The organism is Sinorhizobium sp. GQ132 (genome assembly GCF_059758575.1).
On sequence record NZ_JCAXDX010000004.1, the window covers coordinates 309,698 to 327,290 of the forward strand.

At 63.3% G+C, this 17,593-nt stretch carries 18 protein-coding genes; 7 read left to right on the top strand and 11 right to left on the bottom strand.

Annotated elements, in window-relative coordinates; all coding sequences use genetic code 11:
* The first annotated feature begins 45 nt into the window (after positions 1 to 45).
* Positions 46 to 405: a nuclear transport factor 2 family protein gene (locus AC6CIG_RS13170; protein ID WP_018093897.1), complete on the top strand. Its 360-nt coding sequence runs from the start codon at positions 46 to 48 to the stop codon at positions 403 to 405.
* A 213-nt stretch (positions 406 to 618) separates the two neighbouring features.
* On the opposite strand, the gene pheT is transcribed toward AC6CIG_RS13170, so the two are convergent.
* From pheT to infC, 5 genes are all read right to left on the bottom strand, one after another.
* On the bottom strand, positions 619 to 3,045 hold the full coding sequence (gene pheT / locus AC6CIG_RS13175; RefSeq protein ID WP_437411840.1) for a phenylalanine--tRNA ligase subunit beta: 2,427 nt from the start codon (positions 3,043 to 3,045) through the stop codon (positions 619 to 621).
* Positions 3,046 to 3,078: 33 nt separating this feature from the next.
* Positions 3,079 to 4,161: a phenylalanine--tRNA ligase subunit alpha gene (gene pheS / locus AC6CIG_RS13180; protein WP_004435478.1), complete on the bottom strand. Its 1,083-nt coding sequence runs from the start codon at positions 4,159 to 4,161 to the stop codon at positions 3,079 to 3,081.
* A gap of 145 nt (positions 4,162 to 4,306) precedes the next feature.
* Positions 4,307 to 4,711, bottom strand: a complete 405-nt coding sequence (gene rplT / locus AC6CIG_RS13185) for a 50S ribosomal protein L20 (RefSeq protein WP_004435481.1) — start codon at positions 4,709 to 4,711, stop codon at positions 4,307 to 4,309.
* 36 nt (positions 4,712 to 4,747) lie between these two features.
* Positions 4,748 to 4,951, bottom strand: coding sequence for a 50S ribosomal protein L35 (gene rpmI, locus AC6CIG_RS13190; RefSeq protein ID WP_004435490.1), 204 nt, complete (start codon positions 4,949 to 4,951; stop codon positions 4,748 to 4,750).
* 240 nt (positions 4,952 to 5,191) lie between these two features.
* A complete protein-coding gene (gene infC, locus AC6CIG_RS13195) occupies positions 5,192 to 5,728 on the bottom strand; it encodes a translation initiation factor IF-3 (RefSeq protein ID WP_014527030.1) in 537 nt (178 codons plus the stop codon).
* 217 nt (positions 5,729 to 5,945) lie between these two features.
* On the opposite strand from infC, the gene AC6CIG_RS13200 reads away from it, so the two are divergent.
* Together AC6CIG_RS13200 and AC6CIG_RS13205 are read left to right on the top strand one after the other, a co-directional pair.
* Entirely contained in the window at positions 5,946 to 6,797 is an 852-nt protein-coding gene (locus tag AC6CIG_RS13200) for an alpha/beta hydrolase (protein WP_437407997.1), read from the top strand.
* Between the two features lie 282 nt (positions 6,798 to 7,079).
* Positions 7,080 to 7,700 carry a transglutaminase-like cysteine peptidase gene (locus AC6CIG_RS13205; protein WP_026168499.1) on the top strand — a complete coding sequence of 207 codons (621 nt, stop codon included), beginning with the start codon at positions 7,080 to 7,082 and terminating at the stop codon, positions 7,698 to 7,700.
* A 248-nt stretch (positions 7,701 to 7,948) separates the two neighbouring features.
* Here the strand turns inward: AC6CIG_RS13205 and mbfA are convergent, their stop codons facing one another.
* The 3 genes from mbfA to efp form a co-directional block, all read right to left on the bottom strand.
* On the bottom strand, positions 7,949 to 8,932 hold the full coding sequence (gene mbfA, locus AC6CIG_RS13210) for an iron exporter MbfA (protein WP_018093892.1): 984 nt from the start codon (positions 8,930 to 8,932) through the stop codon (positions 7,949 to 7,951).
* 149 nt (positions 8,933 to 9,081) lie between these two features.
* Positions 9,082 to 10,323 carry a cyclopropane-fatty-acyl-phospholipid synthase gene (gene cfa1, locus AC6CIG_RS13215; RefSeq protein ID WP_018093891.1) on the bottom strand — a complete coding sequence of 414 codons (1,242 nt, stop codon included), beginning with the start codon at positions 10,321 to 10,323 and terminating at the stop codon, positions 9,082 to 9,084.
* Positions 10,324 to 10,519: 196 nt separating this feature from the next.
* Positions 10,520 to 11,089, bottom strand: coding sequence for an elongation factor P (gene efp / locus AC6CIG_RS13220; RefSeq protein ID WP_004435501.1), 570 nt, complete (start codon positions 11,087 to 11,089; stop codon positions 10,520 to 10,522).
* A 160-nt stretch (positions 11,090 to 11,249) separates the two neighbouring features.
* On the opposite strand from efp, the gene epmA reads away from it, so the two are divergent.
* A complete protein-coding gene (epmA, locus tag AC6CIG_RS13225) occupies positions 11,250 to 12,302 on the top strand; it encodes an EF-P lysine aminoacylase EpmA (protein WP_437411842.1) in 1,053 nt (350 codons plus the stop codon).
* A complete protein-coding gene (locus AC6CIG_RS13230) occupies positions 12,299 to 13,351 on the top strand; it encodes a lysine-2,3-aminomutase-like protein (RefSeq protein WP_437407999.1) in 1,053 nt (350 codons plus the stop codon). The genes epmA and AC6CIG_RS13230 overlap by 4 nt, the downstream gene beginning before the upstream one ends.
* A gap of 70 nt (positions 13,352 to 13,421) precedes the next feature.
* Here AC6CIG_RS13230 and AC6CIG_RS13235 read toward each other — a convergent pair whose 3' ends face one another.
* On the bottom strand, positions 13,422 to 14,087 hold the full coding sequence (locus AC6CIG_RS13235) for a YiaD family glycine zipper/OmpA-like lipoprotein (protein ID WP_033047230.1): 666 nt from the start codon (positions 14,085 to 14,087) through the stop codon (positions 13,422 to 13,424).
* Positions 14,088 to 14,347: 260 nt separating this feature from the next.
* Between AC6CIG_RS13235 and AC6CIG_RS13240 the strand changes: the two genes are divergently transcribed.
* On the top strand, positions 14,348 to 14,986 hold the full coding sequence (locus AC6CIG_RS13240; RefSeq protein ID WP_033047229.1) for an exopolysaccharide biosynthesis protein: 639 nt from the start codon (positions 14,348 to 14,350) through the stop codon (positions 14,984 to 14,986).
* Positions 14,987 to 15,022: 36 nt separating this feature from the next.
* On the opposite strand, the gene AC6CIG_RS13245 is transcribed toward AC6CIG_RS13240, so the two are convergent.
* Positions 15,023 to 15,550, bottom strand: a complete 528-nt coding sequence (locus tag AC6CIG_RS13245) for a GNAT family N-acetyltransferase (RefSeq protein ID WP_018093886.1) — start codon at positions 15,548 to 15,550, stop codon at positions 15,023 to 15,025.
* Between the two features lies 1 nt (position 15,551).
* Positions 15,552 to 16,130, bottom strand: coding sequence for a helix-turn-helix domain-containing protein (locus AC6CIG_RS13250; protein WP_437408000.1), 579 nt, complete (start codon positions 16,128 to 16,130; stop codon positions 15,552 to 15,554).
* Between the two features lie 190 nt (positions 16,131 to 16,320).
* Here AC6CIG_RS13250 and AC6CIG_RS13255 point away from each other — a divergent pair, with 190 nt between their 5' ends.
* The gene (locus AC6CIG_RS13255; RefSeq protein WP_275596961.1) at positions 16,321 to 17,586 is read left to right on the top strand and encodes an MFS transporter; all 1,266 of its coding nucleotides are present in this window, start codon (positions 16,321 to 16,323) and stop codon (positions 17,584 to 17,586) included.
* Positions 17,587 to 17,593: the final 7 nt, after the last annotated feature.

Below are 17,593 nucleotides of genomic sequence, written 5' to 3' on the forward strand. Positions count from 1 at the left end.
GCGGATAGCCGCGTCTGTCACCGCTCCGGAAAGGAGGAAAAAACCATGTCCGAAGAGCAGGCCATCAGCGCGGTCGTCCATCTTTATGTCGACGGCATGGCCTTCGCCAACGAGGGAGCCTTGCGCAAGGCCTTCCATCCGAGCGCATCGATCGTCGGCAACTCAGGAGGAGCCGTCGAGTGGCAGACACGCGACGCCTTCATCGCCTCCATCGTGAGAGAGGGCGCGGCGTCCCCGGATACGCAGCCGCTCATGGAAGTGGAGATGGTCCACGTCACCGGCGACGTCGCCAGCGTGAAGGTGATCGATGAATTCGCCGGCGCGCGCTATTCCGATTACCTGTCCTTGCTGAAGGTCGACGGGCGATGGCTGATCGTCAACAAGGTCTGGCACCGGCATGGCTAGTTGCGCGTCTCATAAGACGCGGGGGCGCTGTAGGACTTTTCGGAGGATTGCAATCTCTGCTTTTTCCTCATCCCTGCGCTCGTCACAGGGATGAGAGCGGCGCCGCGTCTGCGGCGCGGGAAGCGTTCGTTCAGCCCAAGGACTTGGGCTGGCTGGATTCCTGTGACAAGCACAGGAATGAGGAAACCAAACCGGCTCCCCCTCACCTATTCATCAGGCCCGCAGCACGCCCCCGGTGCTCTTTGCCACGTTGGCGACGATGCGCGAGGTCAGCGCCTCGAAATCCTCGTCGGTCAGGGTGCGCTCTACCGGCTGGATCGTTACCTCGATCGCAACCGACTTCCTGCCCTCGCCGAGAGATGCGCCTTCGAAGACGTCGAAGACGTTGACGGCCGTAACCAGTTTGCGGTCGGCGCCGGACGCCGCCCTGACGATCGCAGCGGCCTCGACCGCCTTGTCTACGACGAAGGCGAAGTCGCGTTTGACTGCCTGGAAGGGCGAAAGCTCCAGTGCCGGCTTGGTGCGGGTCGTCTTCTTCTTCGGCTCCGGCATGGCATCGATATAGATCTCGAAGCCTGAAAGCGGCCCGGAGACGTCGAGGGCGTCCAAGGTCTTCGGGTGGAACTCCCCGAAAGCGCCGAGCACGATCTTCGGGCCGAGCTTGATCGTCGCCGAGCGGCCGGGATGATACCAGGCGGGACCGCCGGCTTCGAACTGGACATTGGCCATCGGCACGCCGCAGGCCTCGAGCACGGCGATGGCATCGGCCTTCGCGTCGAAGACATCGACCGGCTTGCCGCCGCCCTTTACGGCGTTCGACCACGACCGGCCGGTGCCGTTGAGCGATGCGGTGCCGCGGCGGATGCCGCCGGCGACGCGGCGCTGCGCCTCGGGCGTGTCGCCGTCATAGATGCCGGAAACCTCGAAGATCGCGACATCGCCGTAGCCCTTGTCGGCATTGCGCTGCGCCGCGGCCAGGAGGCCCGGCAGGAGCGACGGCCGCATGTCCGACATGTCGGCGGCGATCGGATTGGCCAGCTTCAGTTCCGGCCGGCCGCCGCCGAAGAGTTTTGCATGCTCTTCCGGGATGAAGGACCAGGTGACGGCTTCGAGCATGCCGCGGCTTGCGAGCGCACGCCGCGCCTGGCGCGTGCGGATCTGCAGCACCGTCAGGATCTTGCCGTTGACGGCATTGTGGCTTGCAAGCGGCGCGGCGACGATGTTGTCGACGCCATGGATGCGCATGACCTCCTCTACGAGGTCCGCCTTGCCGTCGATGTCCGGCCGCCAGGAAGGGACGGTTACCGTCAGGCGTTCGCCGGAGCCCTCGACGCCGAAGCCGAGCTTCCTGAGGATGGAAACGCTCTCCTCGGAGGAGACCTCGAGGCCGGTCAGGCGCTTGACCTCTGAGACCGGGAAATCGAGGGACTTGGGCTCGTGGCCCTCATAACCGACGACGTCCATCTTGGCCGCGGTACCACCGCAGAGCTCCAGCACCAGTTCGGTCGCCCGTTCGAGGCCAGGCGCCATGTATTCCGGATCGACGCCGCGCTCGAAGCGGTAGCGCGCATCGGTGATGATGCCGAGCGTGCGGCCGGTCTTGGCGATGTTCATCGGATCCCAGAGCGCCGATTCGATCAGCACGTCGGTCGTCGCCTCGTCACAGCCGGAATGCTCGCCGCCCATGATGCCGCCGATCGACTCGACGCCTTCTTCGTCGGCGATCACCACATTGGCGGGCGACAGCGTATATTCGCGCGTGTCGAGCGCCAGCACCTTTTCGCCTTCCCTGGCACGGCGGACCGTCAGGTTGCCCGCGACCTTCGCCGCGTCGAAGACATGCAGCGGCCGGCCCTGGTCGAAGGTCAGGTAATTGGTGATATCGACCAGCGCGTTGATCGGGCGGAGGCCGATGGCAGTCAGCCGCTGGCGCATCCAGGCGGGGCTCGGGCCGTTCTTCACGCCGCGCACGAGGCGAAGCGCGAAGCCGGGGCAGAGATGCCTGTCCTCACCGAGATCGAGGCGGACCTTGACGGGCGTCTCGCCTTCCACCGCGAAGGACGGCGCCGGTCGCGTCTTCAAGGTGCCGAGACCGGATGCCGCGAGATCGCGGGCGATGCCGTGGACGCTGGTGCAATCCGGCCGGTTCGGGGTCAGGTTTATCTCGATGACCGGGTCGTCGAGGCCGGCATAGGTCGCATAACTGGTGCCGACCGGCGCGTTCTCGGGCAGATCGATGATGCCGGTGTGGTCGTCGGAGATCTCCAGCTCCTTTTCCGAGCACATCATGCCGCGGCTTTCGACGCCACGGATGTTACCGACGGAGAGCGTCACGCCGATGCCGGGCACATGGGTGCCGGGCGCGGCAAAGGCACCGACGAGGCCCTTGCGCGCGTTCGGCGCGCCGCAGACGACCTGCACCGACTCACCGGAGCCGGTGTCGACCATCAGCACTCTGAGCTTGTCGGCATTCGGATGCTGCTCGGCGGAGATCACCCTGGCGATGACGAAGGGCTTGAACGCCGCCTTGTCGTCGACATCCTCGACTTCCAGCCCGATCATCGTCAGGCGGGCGCAGATTTCCTCGAGCGAGGCGTCGGTTTCCAGATGGTCCTTCAGCCAGGAGAGCGTGAACTTCATGATGTCACCTGTGTCCTTGATTTTCTGCGCGGGTCACGCCGAGAGGCCGCCGAAGAGCGTCGGCATGTCGAGCGGGCGGAAGCCGTAATGGGTCATCCAGCGGACATCGGCATTGAAGAAGTCGCGCAGGTCGGGCATGCCGTATTTCAGCATGGCGATGCGATCGAGGCCCATGCCCCAGGCGAAGCCTTGATATTCGTCCGGATCGAGGCCGCCGGCCCTGAGCACGTTCGGATGCACCATGCCGCAGCCGAGAATCTCCATCCAGTCCTTGCCCTCGCCGAACTTGACGATCGGGCCGGAGCGGTCGCACTGGATGTCGACCTCGAAGGAGGGTTCCGTGAACGGGAAGAAGGACGGGCGGAAGCGCATCGTCACCTGATCGACCTCGAAGAAGGCCTTGCAGAATTCCTCGAGCACCCAACGCATATTGGCGACATTCGCCGTCCTGTCGATGACGAGACCTTCCACCTGATGAAACATCGGCGAGTGGGTCGCGTCGGAATCCTGGCGATACGTCTTGCCCGGAATGATGATGCGGATCGGCGGCTGCCCGGCCTCCATCGTGCGTATCTGCACCGGCGAGGTGTGCGTGCGCAGCACCTTGCGCTCACCCTTCTCGTCGGGCGCGAAGAAGAAGGTGTCGTGCATCTCGCGGGCCGGATGACCTTCGGGGAAGTTCAGGGCCGTGAAGTTGTAGTAGTCGGTCTCGATATCCGGCCCCTCGGCAATCGAGAAACCCATGTCGCCGAAGATCGCGGTGATTTCGTCGACGATCTGGCTGATCGGATGGATGCGGCCGCGCTCGGCCGGCGAGGACCGGACGGGCAGGCTGATGTCCACCGTCTCGCGCGCCAGCCGTTCGGCGATCGCCGCGTCCTTGAGCGCCGTCTTGCGGGCGGAGATCGCCTCCGTCACCGTGTTCTTCAGCGCATTGATGCGCGCGCCGCGGGTCTGGCGCTCCTCCGGGCTCATCGAACCGAGCGTCTTCAGCAGTTCCGAGATCGATCCCTTCTTGCCGAGCGCGCCGACGCGCACCGCCTCGATCGCCCCCTCGTCGGCGGCGGCGTCGATTTCCGCCAGCAAGGTCCGTTCCAATGTTTCCAGTTCACTCATTCTGTCCTGCCTCGATGCGGTTCGTGTATCGGTTCGACACTTCGGCGCTAGGATCGCCCCGCGAGCCGAACAAGAAAAACCCGCGCCAGCCCTGCCAGCGCGGGTTTCCCAACAATTTCAGAAACGGTCTTGGGAAAACGCTGGCTTAACGGACAGCGCTTTCAAACTCGTTTGCCGTGCCGGCTTCCTTGAGATAGGCGAGCGCCTTCTTGGAAGCTTCGACCAGGGCGCCGAATGCTGCCGGCTCATGGATTGCCATGTCGGACAGAACCTTGCGATCGACTTCTATACCGGCCTTGTTCAGACCGTCGATGAAGCGGCCGTAGGTAAGGCCGAACTCGCGGACGGCAGCGTTGATGCGCTGGATCCAGAGCGCGCGGAAATTGCGTTTGTTGACCTTGCGGTCGCGGTAAGCAAACTGCTTGGAACGATCCACCGCTGCCTTGGCGGCGCGGATGGTGTTCTTGCGGCGGCCGTAGAAGCCCTTGGCTGCCTTGAGCGTCTTCTTGTGCTTGGCGTGGGAGGTTACGCCGCGTTTTACACGTGCCATGTCATGATCTCCTTAAAATCCAAATCGCCAGACGTCTTAAAGACCGTTAGGCAGGTAGTTCTTGACGACCTTCTTGCCATCGGGCTCAGCGAGAACCATGGTTCCGCGCGCGTCGCGAATGAACTTGTTGGACCGCTTGATCATACCGTGGCGCTTGCCAGCAGCAGCAGCTCGAACTTTGCCGGTTGCGGTGATTTTGAACCGCTTTTTGGCAGACGATTTCGTCTTCATCTTGGGCATTTTGCTACTCCATTGTTCTTGATATGCGAAACAGGCAGACGAGGCCCATTTCCAGCGTTAAGAACGGCCACGGCATGCCCTGCCGGACCGTTCGGACGGGGGCTTATAACCGCACATCCCGGAAAAGGCAAGCGGTCCGGAGGTCGCTCGCGCGTAAGCTTTCCCAAAAAGGAAAGCCGCCCCACGAACTCCTCCCGGGGCGGCTTCACCAAGCGTGTCTGGTCTGTCAGGCTCCGCCGGTCACTTCGGCGCAAGAACCATCATCATCTGGCGGCCTTCGAGCTTGGGTTCGGCTTCCACCTTGGCGATTTCCTGGGTGTCGTCCTTGACCTGCATCAGAAGTTTCATGCCGAGTTCCTGGTGGGCCATTTCGCGGCCGCGGAACTTCAGCGTCACCTTGACCTTGTCGCCTTCCTCGAAGAAGCGGTTCATGGCCTTCATCTTCACCTCATAATCATGGGTGTCGATGTTGGGGCGCATCTTGATTTCCTTGATCTCGACGATCTTCTGCTTCTTGCGCGCCTCGGCGGCTTTCTTCTGGTTCGCGTATTTCAGCTTGCCGAGGTCGAGGATCTTGCACACCGGCGGATCGGAGTTCGGTGCGATCTCTACGAGGTCGAGACCGGCCTCGTCCGCCATGCGGAGCGCCTGGTCGATCGGAATGCTGCCCAAGTTCTGGCCTTCGGCATCGATAAGCTGAACCCGGGGGACCCGGATTTCCTTGTTTGCGCGCGGTCCTTCCTTGACTGGAGCGTCCGCTTTGAAGGGTCTGCGAATGGTCGTACTCTCCTCGAGCTATTGATAGTAAATATTCGGTCAAACGGTCAGCGCGATCTCAAACAGAAGCGCTTGAAACAGTCACTGACGGCAATGTGTGAATTGCGGCTCCAGAGTCAATAGCATGGCCCGCAATGAAAATCATCCTCTGTCGATGCCCGAAAGAATCTGTTTTAGAAGGAAATCCGTCATTATCAGGCCTTCAGGGAGTTACTCGATGTCGACCACGCCGGCTGAAACCGAGATCACGCGGATCGAAGTGGGAACGGGAGAAGCGGCGAGAAGCATCGCCATGCGTATCTTCCGCGCCGGAAATCCGTCGGATGTCCAATCGAAAGACCGGCAGCATCCAGGCCATCCGGCGCTCGTCTGGCTCGGCGGCTACCGATCCGACATGACCGGAACGAAGGCGGTGGAGGTCGAGCGGCACGCGCGCGAGGCCGGCACCGACTGCATTCGCTTCGACTATTCGGGCCATGGCGCGTCGGACGGCGACTACAGGGACGGCACGATCTCGCGCTGGGTCGAGGAGAGTCTCGCCGTGATCGATCACGCCGCGACGGCGCGCATGATCCTGATCGGTTCCTCCATGGGTGCCTGGGTCGCGCTGCGCCTTGCCGAGAAGCTCAAAAGCCGCGCCCGCCTCGGGGAAGGTGGGGTCGGCCGCCTTTGCGGCCTCGTGCTGATCGCCCCGGCCCCCGACTTCACCGCCGAGCTCATCGAGCCCAATCTTACCGATGCCGAAAGGACCTCGCTCGCCGAACGCGGTTATTTCGAAGAGCCATCGGAATACAGCCCCGAACCCAATGTTTTCACCCGCGCGCTGATCGAGGATGGCCGCAACAACCTCGTCATGAAAGGGCCGATCGAAACCGGCTGCCCGGTGCACATTCTCCAGGGCATGCGCGATCCGGACGTCCCCTACACGCATGCCCTCAAGCTGATGGAGCACATGCCGGCTGACGACGTCGTCATGACCCTGATCCGCGATGGCGACCACCGGTTGTCCCGTGAGGAGGACATTGCCAAATTGAAACAGGCGATCGACGCCATGCTGACCAAGGCCTGAGTGCACGGCTAGTCCATCCGGCCTAATCAAATTCCCTGAGATTGCTTCGCAAGGCACAGCCAAACCCCTGCGCTGGCGGGCTTCCGCGTCCGTCTGCCCCGAGCCTTAACCATAAAACGGACTAGTCCGAATCAGGCGATTGACTCCGACAAGCGGAGTATATTAACTCTTTATTAACGATTAGAGCAGCGCAGGGGAAACTCCTAATAAAGCTGTCGACAACTTTTGATTGCGCGGATCGATCCGGAAGGTACGGATGCGGGCGCGTTGCAGGGGATCTGTATGCAGTCTTGGACCGGGGTTAAGGCAAGTTTCGCGGCGCTGTGTGCGCTTTTCATTTCCACGAACACGGCAATTCCCGCACAGGCGGGAGCTACTCCCTGGATGCAGACCGGCGCGGTGACCTCGCAGCCGATCGGGCATTACGAGTTCTGTCAGAAGCACAGGGGCGAGTGCAGCGTCCGTTCGAAGGCGACGGTGCCGCCGCGTGTCACCGCCGGCGGCTGGGCTGCCATTCGCCAGGTCAACGCTTCCGTCAACCGGCAGATCGCGCCGGTAACCGACATCGAGCTTACCGGCCGGGACGAGGTGTGGTCCTATCCGGGGAGACAGGGCGATTGCGAGGACTTCGCGCTCGAAAAGCGCAGACGCCTCATGCAGAAGGGCTTCTCCGCCGGCAACCTGCTGATGACGGTGGTGCGCAAGCCGGATGGCGAGGGCCATGCGGTGCTGACGGTACGCACAGCGCAGGGCGACTTCGTTCTCGACAATCTCGACGATGGGGTGAAGCTGTGGACGCACACGCCCTACCGCTTCCTCAAGCGGCAGGCGACGACCCACAGCGGCCGTTGGGTCACCATCGACAATGGCGGGGAAGTGCTCGTCGGTTCCGTCGGAAACTGATCCCGTCGAACGGTTCTATTCAAAAAGGCCGCATCCTGCGGCCTTTTTGATGCGTGTCGGTGAAATCGCTCGGATCCCAAAGCGGGCGATGAAGTAACGCGTACCGTCCCCGAAATCCCTCCTTCCTGTGCTCGTCACAGGAATCCAGCCAGACCAGGTCCTTGGGCTGAAAGAGCTCATCCCCGCGCCGCAGACGCGGCTGCTGCTCGCTGTGACGAGCACGACTCCAGAGCACTTCCAGGAAAAGTCTAAGCATTCCCGATGACGATGCCGGCGGCAAGAACCAGGCCGCCACCGAGCACCACCTGGAAGGCGGCCCTCAGGAAGGGCGTTTCCATATAGCGGTTCTGGATGAAGGCGATTGCCCATAGTTCGAAGAACACGATTGCCGCCGCCGTCATTGTCGCGGTCCAGAAATGCGGAATGAGATAGGGCAGAGCGTGGCCGAGACCGCCGAGTGCCGTCATGATGCCCGAGGCAAGCCCGCGCTTGACCGGCGAGCCGCGGCCGGAAAGCTTGCCGTCATCATGCGCCGCCTCGGTGAAACCCATCGATATGCCTGCGCCGACGGAGGCCGACAGACCGACGAGAAAGGTCTGCCACGTATCCTGCGTGGCGAAGGCTGCGGCGAAGATCGGCGCGAGCGTCGAAACGGAGCCATCCATCAGTCCCGCGAGGCCCGGCTGCACATAGGTGAGTATGAACTGGCGGCGTGAGGTCTCATCTTCCTCGTCGCGCACGTCCACCGGCGTATGCTCCTCACCGAGCCGGCGGGCGAGCGATTCATGCGACTTCTCGGCGATCGCCAGATCGCCCAAGAGCTTGCGCGTCGCCGCGTCCCGCGTGCGCGCCGCAGCCTCGACGTAAAACCGGTGCGCCGCCTCCTCCATCGCCTCGGCTTCGGCGCGCGCCTTCTCGATCGGCATCTCGGCGATCAGCCAATCGGGTTTGCGCTCCGGGAAATCACGCACGTGTTCGCGCCGAACGAGCGGGATGCGGTTGCCGAAACGGGCGACGTGCAGGTCGATCAGGGCCTGGCGGTGGTGGCTTTCCTCCTCCGCCATTTCCTCGAAAACCCTTGCGGAATGGGGGTATTTTTGGCGCAGAGCGTCGGCATAGGCGAGATAGATGCGTCCGTCGTCCTCTTCCGAGGATATGGCGAGGGCAAGGATTTCCTGTTCGCTCAAGGACAGGAACGGACGTTTGTAACGGGAGAAAAGCCGGGAGAGCATCGCAAGACCTTCTTTAGAATAATTCTAAATAGGCGCCGATGCGTGAAGCGTCAAGGCGGTGGATCGGCGGCAACGCGTCCTTCTTCGCGGCGCGCACTCGCCCCCTCCCCTTGTGGGGAGGGATTGGAAGGGTCAACCCGGGGGTTGAGTCAAACCGCCAGATCGAGCGCCTTTTCCTTCTCGATATAGGTGCGCTGCAGATCGGTGATGTAATCACGAACGATCGGCGCCGCGTCGCGTGATCGCGACAGCTGCATATGGAAGACGAGCTGGCTGCCGGTGCGGAACATCATTTCCGCGCTGATCAGGTAGAACTCCCACATGCGGGCGAAGCGCTCGTCGTACATCGCCACCACCTTGTCGCGATTCTCGTCGAAGCGCGCGCCCCAATGGGCGAGCGTGGTAGCATAGTGCACGCGCAGGAATTCGAGATCGGTCACCCAAAGGCTGTTGCGTTCGACCACCTCGAAGACCTCCGACAATGCCGGGGAATAGGCGCCGGGGAAGATGTATTTGCGGAGCCAGGCGCTCGCCATGCCGGGCGGGCTCATATGACCGATCGAATGGAGCACGGCCAGCCCGTCATCCGGCATCAACGCATTCAGTTTCTTGAAGAACTCGTCATAGTGATGGACGCCGACATGCTCGAACATGCCGACCGAAACGATCCGGTCGAACGGCCCCTCGACGTCGCGGTAGTCCTTGAGTTCGAAGCGCACGCGGTCCGCCATTCCGGCCGCACGTGCCCGCTCGGAGGCGAGCGCCTGCTGTTCCTTGGAAAGGGTGACACCCAGCACCTCGACGTCTTCGAGCGAGGCGAGATAGAGGGCGAGATCGCCCCAGCCGCAGCCGATGTCGAGTACCCTCATGCCCGGCTTCAGACAGAGCTTTGCCGCAAGCAGTCTCAGCTTGTTTCGCTGCGCAGCCTCCAAAGTCTCGTGCGGCTCGCGGAAATAGGCGCAGGAATAGAGCATGTTCTCGTCGAGGAACAGCTTGTAGAAATCATTGCCTAGATCGTAATGATGCGCGACGTTCTGCTGCGCCTTGCCCTTGGGGTTGGCCTGCTGGCGCTTGCGAAAACGCATCTTCACCGCCCGTAGCAGCTTCTGGATCGGATAGGAGCCGAGCGACAGGCGGTTGATCGAAAAGAGCGTCAGGAAGTCCCGCAGCGTCGAGCCTTCCTCGAAACGCATGGTCCCGTCCATATAGGCTTCACCGGCGGCGAGCTCGGCATTGAAGACGAGGCTGCGATAGAGCCGCTTGTCGGTGAGCCGCATCGTCACGCTCGGCCCCGGCTCGCCGGCAAAGACGTGCCGCTTGCCGTCGGCATCGATTACCGTGAGCGTCCCCTTGCGAATGAACGACTTCATCATATGCGATAATGGAAACATGCAGTGCCGCGCCTCTCATCCCGATCCGGAGGGCGGCATCCTAAGCACTTCAAGAAAAAATGTGTAACGGTTTTCCGTGCGGAAGCGCTCGGTTTCACAGGCTTCGAGCGTTTCGCCGCTTCAATTGAACGGTGAAACGAGAACGGGGACGGCAGTCATCGACGACCGTCCCCGTTTCGATCTCCGTCAGGACAGATCAGTCCTTGGCACGCTCGACATAGGACCCGTCTTCGGTCGCAATGACGACGCGGGTGCCGGCCTGGATGTGCGGCGGCACCAGGGTACGAACCCCGTTCGAAAGCACGGCCGGCTTGTAGGAGGAGGAGGCCGTCTGGCCCTTGACGACCGGCTCCGTCTCGGTGATTTCGAGAGTGACGTGGCGCGGCAGGTCGATGGCGATGGCAATGCCTTCGTGGATCGACAGCATCACGGCCATGCCTTCCTGAAGATAGGCCTTCAAATCGCCGATGTCTTCGGAGCTCATGACGAGCTGGTCGTAGCTTTCCGGGTTCATGAAGTGGAAGCCTTCGCCATCTTCATAAAGGAAGGTGTGCTCGCGGTCTTCGACGAAGGCGCGCTCGACCTGCTCGGTCGTGCGGTAGCGCTCGGAGACCTTCACGCCGTCGGAGATGCGGCGCATGTCGACCTGCGTGACCGGCGTGCCCTTGCCCGGATGGAAGTTCTGCGCGGTGAGCACGACATAAAGCTTGCCGTCGACGTCGAGAACGTTGCCCTTGCGGACCGAAGAAGCGATGACCTTGACCATTAGTCTTCCTTGTAACAGAGGTATCAGCGACACGAGCGGGCCGGAGATCGGCCCGGAAGGGACGCGAAAATTCAGTTTTCGCGCCGCCACTACCCTAATTTCGCGCAAATAGCCAGCCTGAGCGGCATTCGCGCGGAAGAAAGCCTGGACCGAACCGACCATGCCGCATGCTTCTCCCTGGTGGACACCCGATGTCCATGCCGACCGGCGCCCCTTCCTGATCGGGCGCAATCGCATCCAGTCGGCGCTCCGCCGGTTCTTCGACGAACGCGGTTTCGTCGAGGTCGACACGGCAGCGCTGCAGGTATCGCCGGGCAACGAGGCGCATCTGCACGCCTTTGCGACCGAGGCGCTTGGGCTCGACGGCTCCGTCCAGCCGCTCTATCTCCACACCTCTCCCGAATTCGCCTGCAAGAAGCTCATTGCCGCCGGCGAACGGCGCATCGCCTGTTTCGCACATGTCTACCGCAACCGCGAGCGCGGCCCGCTGCATCATCCGGAATTCACCATGCTCGAATGGTACCGGGCCGAGGAGAGCTACGAGACGCTGATGCATGACTGCGCCGGAATTCTCGCGCTCGCCGCCGAGACAGTCGCCGCGCGGTCCCTCGTCTATCAGGGAAGAGCGTGCGATCCCTTCGCCGAGCCGGAGCGGCTCTCGGTCGCCGAGGCCTTCGCGCGCTTCGCGGGGATAGACCTTCTCGCCTCGATCCAGGAAGACGGCTCCACCGACCGCGACGGCCTCGCGGCGGCCATGCGGGAGGTGGGCTTGCGTGTCGCCGGAGACGATGGCTGGGCCGATCTCTTCAGCCGCGTGCTCGTCGAAAGGGTCGAGCCCAATCTCGGCTTCGGGCGCGCCACGATCCTCGACGAATATCCGGTCGCCGAGGCCGCACTTGCCCGGCCTGCAGCCGGCGACCCTCGCGTGGCAGAGCGTTTCGAGCTCTATGCCTGCGGCGTCGAACTCGCAAATGCCTTCGGCGAATTGACCGATGCCGCCGAGCAGCGCCGCCGGTTCGAGCTGGAAATGGCGGAAAAGGCGCGGGTCTACGGCGAGACCTACCCGATCGACGAGGATTTCCTCGCGGCGCTCGTCGGCATGCCCGAGGCGAGCGGCATCGCGCTCGGCTTCGACCGTCTGGTCATGCTGGCAACGGGTGCATCCCGCATCGACCAGGTTCTTTGGGCCCCGGTCGCGGAGGTCAGGCCATGACTGCGGAGCGCGCCATCAGGACAGCGCGCGAGCTCGCCGACGCCGGCCTCGTTGGGCCAGAGCAGGAAGAGGCGATTTCCCGTGTCGCGTCCCGCTACGCCGTAGCCATCAGCCCGGCAATCGCGCGCCTTGTGAACCGGGACGATCCGAACGACCCGATTGCGCGGCAGTTCGTGCCCGACATGGCCGAACTCACACTCCTGCCGGAAGAGCGTGCCGATCCGATCGGCGACGGCACGCACAGCCCGGTTGCCGGCATCGTCCACCGTTATCCGGACCGGGTGCTCCTGAAGGCGGTTCATGTCTGCCCGGTCTACTGCCGCTTCTGTTTCCGCCGCGAGATGGTCGGCCCCGAGGGTCTCGGCACCCTCGCGCCCGCGGAACTCGATGCGGCGCTCGCCTATATCGCCGGGCGTCCGGAAATCTGGGAGGTGATTCTGACCGGCGGCGATCCGCTGGTGCTCTCGCCCCGGCGGCTTGGCGAAATCATGGTGCGGCTCGCAGAAATCGAGCACGTCAAGGTCGTGCGCTTCCACACGCGCGTGCCGGTGGTCGAGCCCGAACGGGTGGATGCGGGGCTGATCGCCGCTTTGAGGAGCAGCGGCAAGGCGACCTATGTGGCGCTTCATGCCAACCATCCGCGGGAACTCACCGCCGAGGCGCGCGCCGCCGCCGCGCGGCTGATCGATGCGGGCATCGTCATGGTGAGCCAGTCGGTGCTGCTGAAGGGCGTCAACGACGACCCGGACGTGCTCGCCGCGCTGATGCGCGCCTTCGTCGAGACGCGGATCAAGCCCTATTACCTGCACCATCCGGATCTTGCGCCCGGCACCGGCCATTTCCGGCTGTCCATCGAGGAGGGCCAGGCTCTCGTCGCCTCGCTGCGTGGACGCGTCTCGGGCCTTTGCCAACCCGCCTACATCCTCGACATCCCCGGCGGCTACGGCAAGGCCATCGTCAGCGCCAGCGCGATCGAGGCGGAAGGCGGCGGCTGCTACACGGTCACCGACTTCCGCGGGAACAGGCACGACTATCCGCCGAAGGGGTGAGGCCGTATCGGAACGTGAAAGGGCCGCCCGGACGATCCGCGCGGCCCTTCGCCATAATGTTTGAAGCCGTTCAGCCCTGCTTGATCGGCGCGATCGAGATTTCGACGCGGCGGTTCTGGGCGCGGCCGACTTCGGTGGCGTTCGACGCAATCGGCCGCTCCAGGCCGTAGCCCACTGCCGACATGCGGCGCTGGTCGACGCCGCGGCTGGCGAGATAGTTGGCGACCGAGGCCGCGCGCCGCTCCGAAAGTCCCTGGTTGTAGGAGGCGCTGCCGGTCGAGTCGGTGTGACCGTCGACGTCGATCAGCGTCTTGTTGAACTTGCGCAGCACGATCGCAACCGAGTCGAGGGTCGGATAGAAGGCCGGAATCACCTGGTCGCGGTCGGTCGCGAAGGTGATGTTCGACGGCATGTTCAGGATGATGCGATCGCCGGCGCGGGTGACCGAAACGCCGGTGCCCTGCAACTGCGCCCGCAGTTCCGATTCCTGCTGATCCATGTAGTTTCCGACCAGGCCGCCGCCGAGAGCGCCTATGCCTGCGCCGACAAGAGCGGCATCACGCCGGCCCGCGGCACTGCCGCCCACCAGAAGACCGGTCGCAGCGCCGAGACCCGCGCCGATCAAAGCGCCTCCGGCCGTGTTCGACATCTTCTGTTCTCCCGTATAGGGATCGGTGGTGGTGCATCCGGAAAGATAGACGGCCACGACAGCCAGGATGGCGCATTTCTTGATCATCGAATCAATTGTCCCCATTGGTGCTCAGGATCGGTTCATACTATCGATTGCGGCAGGAAGATGAAGGGGCCTTCTACTTTCCCCGATCGAGGGTATTGCGGTGCACCATTTCTGCCGGACCTCGCCATATTGCTGACCAGAGGGCTCGCTAACCGAAGGTTCACGCGCTTGGCGCTATGGTCTGCCGGGCCCGGTTCGGCGTAAAGAATGCGAACCGCGGGCGCCGCATGGAGCGCCCGCAAATCGTGAAAGGAAAAATCATGGCGGTCGAGTTCGGCGATTCGCAACGCAGCCTCAGCGACACGCTCACCGGCATGATCGCTTCGATCAGAGGCAATACGATCACGCTGCGCGAGCTGATGATCGAGATCGGCGAGCAGGGCTTCCTCCTTCTTTGCGCGCTGCTGACCCTGCCGTTCCTGATCCCGGTTTCCATTCCGGGCGTCAGCACCGTCTTCGGGGCGGCCATCATTCTCATTTCGCTCGCGATCACCCTCAACCGCGTACCCTGGCTGCCGAAGCGCATCCTCGATCGGGAGATCGACACGGAAAAGCTCGTGCCGACGCTCCGCAAAGGTGCGGCACTGGTCTCGAAGCTCGACCGCTATGTGCGCCCGCGGGTCAATTTTTTGACCGAAGGCGCCCTGATGAACCGTTTCAACGGGTTGATGATCATGGCCGGTGGCGTGCTTCTCATGTTTCCGCTCGGGCTGATTCCGCTGTCGAACACGCTGCCCGGCATCGCCATCCTGCTCCTGTCGCTCGGCATCATCCAGCGCGACGGGCTGATGGTGGCCGGCGGCTATTTCTTCCTGTTCGCGACCACCGTCTATTTCGCAGTTCTCGGCTATGCCGCTTTCGCCGCCGGCCAGGGGCTCTCGCACTTCTTCGTTTCGTGATTGCGACGGCAACCGGACGGGTCCATCCGAGCCGCCCTATGTGGCAAGGTGCTTGTAGAAGAATGTCGTCGCGCAATAGCGGCCGTCCGGCATCAGCGCGTAGTCGGGAACGACACCGGCGCGCGTCCAGCCGAAGCGCTCGTAGATCGCTTCGGCCGGCTCTCCGGTCGCCGTGTCGAGGACCAGGACTCTTCTGCCGCGCCTGAGGGCTTCCGCCTCGGCTGCGTCCATCAGGCGACGCGACAGGCCGAGGCCGCGGGCGTCGCGGTGGACGAGCAGTTTCCTGACATCGGCGCGATGCGGCTGGTTCGGCATCGTGCCGACGCCGAGCTGCACGGTGCCCGCCATCCGGCCATCGACTTCGGCCGCGAGGAGAACCGTTTCGCCGCGCCCGACGGCGGCGGCGACGCCCGCCCAGAATTGAACGGCGGCGTGCGGCGAAAAGGGATGCATGAAGCCGACCGAAGCGCCGCCTTCGACGCAATCGGAGAGGATTTCGGCCAGAGCCGGCAGGGCGGCCAGGGTTTCTTCTGCGGTGAGCACGCGTATATCGGCGTCGGGCATGTCAAACCTTGTTGCGGCAGAGGATGACGGCGTAATGCGCCGGTTCCTCGTGGGGATTGTAAAAGATGTGGGCCTCTTCGAGCCCCATGAAGAGGCAGTCGCCCGGCTCCAAGAGCTGTCGTCCGCTTTCCATCGTCAGTTCGAGGCGGCCGGAAAAAAGCCAGAGGTGCTGGGTGATGCCGCGGTCCATCGGCTGTCGCTCGAAGACGACGCGGGCGCCGGGCGGAAACTCGACCTCGACGATGTCGACCGGCGAACCGACGCCTTCGGGTGAAACGGAACGGCGCAGGTAGCCGCTTTCGGGATCGCGCCACAGCCGCTGCTCCGCGCGCCGGGCCAAGGGCGAGGCCTCGCCCCTCTCGGAAGCAAAAAGCGCCGAAAGCGTCGTGCCCAACGCGCTGCATAGCTTCGCCAGAAGCTGCGCCGTCGGGCTCGCCTCGCCGCGTTCGATGCGCGAAATCATGGCGCGGCTGACGCCGGAGCGGCCGGCCAGGTTGTCAAGCGTAAGATCCCCGGCCATGCGCAGCTCGCGCAGGCGCATGCCGATGGTCTCTTCGAGAGGGGCGAGTGCATTTTCCATTATCTGAGACTGCACTTCTCATATAATGGAGTCAAGGCGATCGAACCGAGAAATAAATTCGCGCATGCCGCTTTGACGACAGCGCCGGTCCGGGTCCTGCTTTATCGTCCAGACTCTGCGCCGATTCTTAAAAAACATCCAACTTCAATAATTTAGATCATCTTCATACGATCGGCAGAAGGACAGGCAGATGCATCGATCTCCTTCGTCGCTGCTGTCGATCGCGAGCATCGTCGCCTCCATGACATCGGTCGCGGTCGGCAACGGCATGATGCTCGCCTATGTGCCCTTCGTGCTGACGCGCTCGGCGGCGCCGGACTGGGTCCCGGGAGCCGCCGTGACGGCGATTGCCTTCGGCGGGCTGATCGGCTGCCTCATGGGCGGCTCGCTCATTCGCCGCGTCGGCCACGCCCGCGCCTTTTCCTGCTCGATGGCGCTGGTCATTCTCGCGGCGCTGACGATCAGCCTCGGCGTCCACCCGCTGCTTTGGGTCGTCGCACGCGGCCTCTACGGCATTGCCGCCAACATGAATTTCATCATCACGCAGAGCTGGCTCAACCATGCCAGCGAGAACCACTGGCGCGGCCGGGCGATGGCGCTCTTCTACATGGCCTATGTCATCGGGCTCGGCGCCGGCGCCTGGCTCTTCGGGCAAATCCCGGTCGAGGGCAATCTCGCCCCGATCGTCACGATCTTCTTCACCGCGGTCGCCATCCTGCCGATCGGCCTCACGCGCCTGCCCACGCCGCCCGCCCCTGCCCGGGTCAGCATCGACATTCCCATGGTCTGGCGGATTTCTCCGGTCGCCTTCATCGGCGTGCTTGCATCCGGCGGCCTCTCCATGCTGGTGCAGGGCTTTACGCCGATCTATGCCGCCGCCAATTCCGTCAGTCAGAAAGACGTAGCGGCATTGATGTTCGTCATGCAGTTCGGTCTGCTCTTCATCCAGTATCCGATGGGCGCCCTTTCAGACCGCACCGACCGCCGGATCGTCCTCATCGCCACCTGTATGCTCGTCATCGCCGCGGGCATCGCTGCGCTCGCCGTCTCCTTCGACAACCTGCTCCTGCTCATGCTGGTTTTCGCGATGTTCGCGGGAGCGGTCGAGACGGTCTATTCGATCGCCAATGCGCATGCCAACGATCGAACCGATCCGGCAGATTTCGTGCCGCTCGCCAGCACCATGCTGGTCGCCTGGTCGGCAGCGGCGACCCTCGTTCCGATGCTCGTGACCTTGCTGACGCCGGCCTTCGGCCAACGGACCTTCATCTATGCGACGATGACGGTGGCGCTCCTCTACGCCCTTTTCGTGCTCGTTCGCCTCCGCTCGCGCGAACGCGTCCCGCCCGAGCACTGCGACAGCTTCGAATTCAAAAGCGCCCAGGTGCCGAATGCCGCGGCACTCGCCGAGACGGAAGCGCGAGCGGAACGGCCGGTCAGACGCCCGGATTTATAGTGAACGA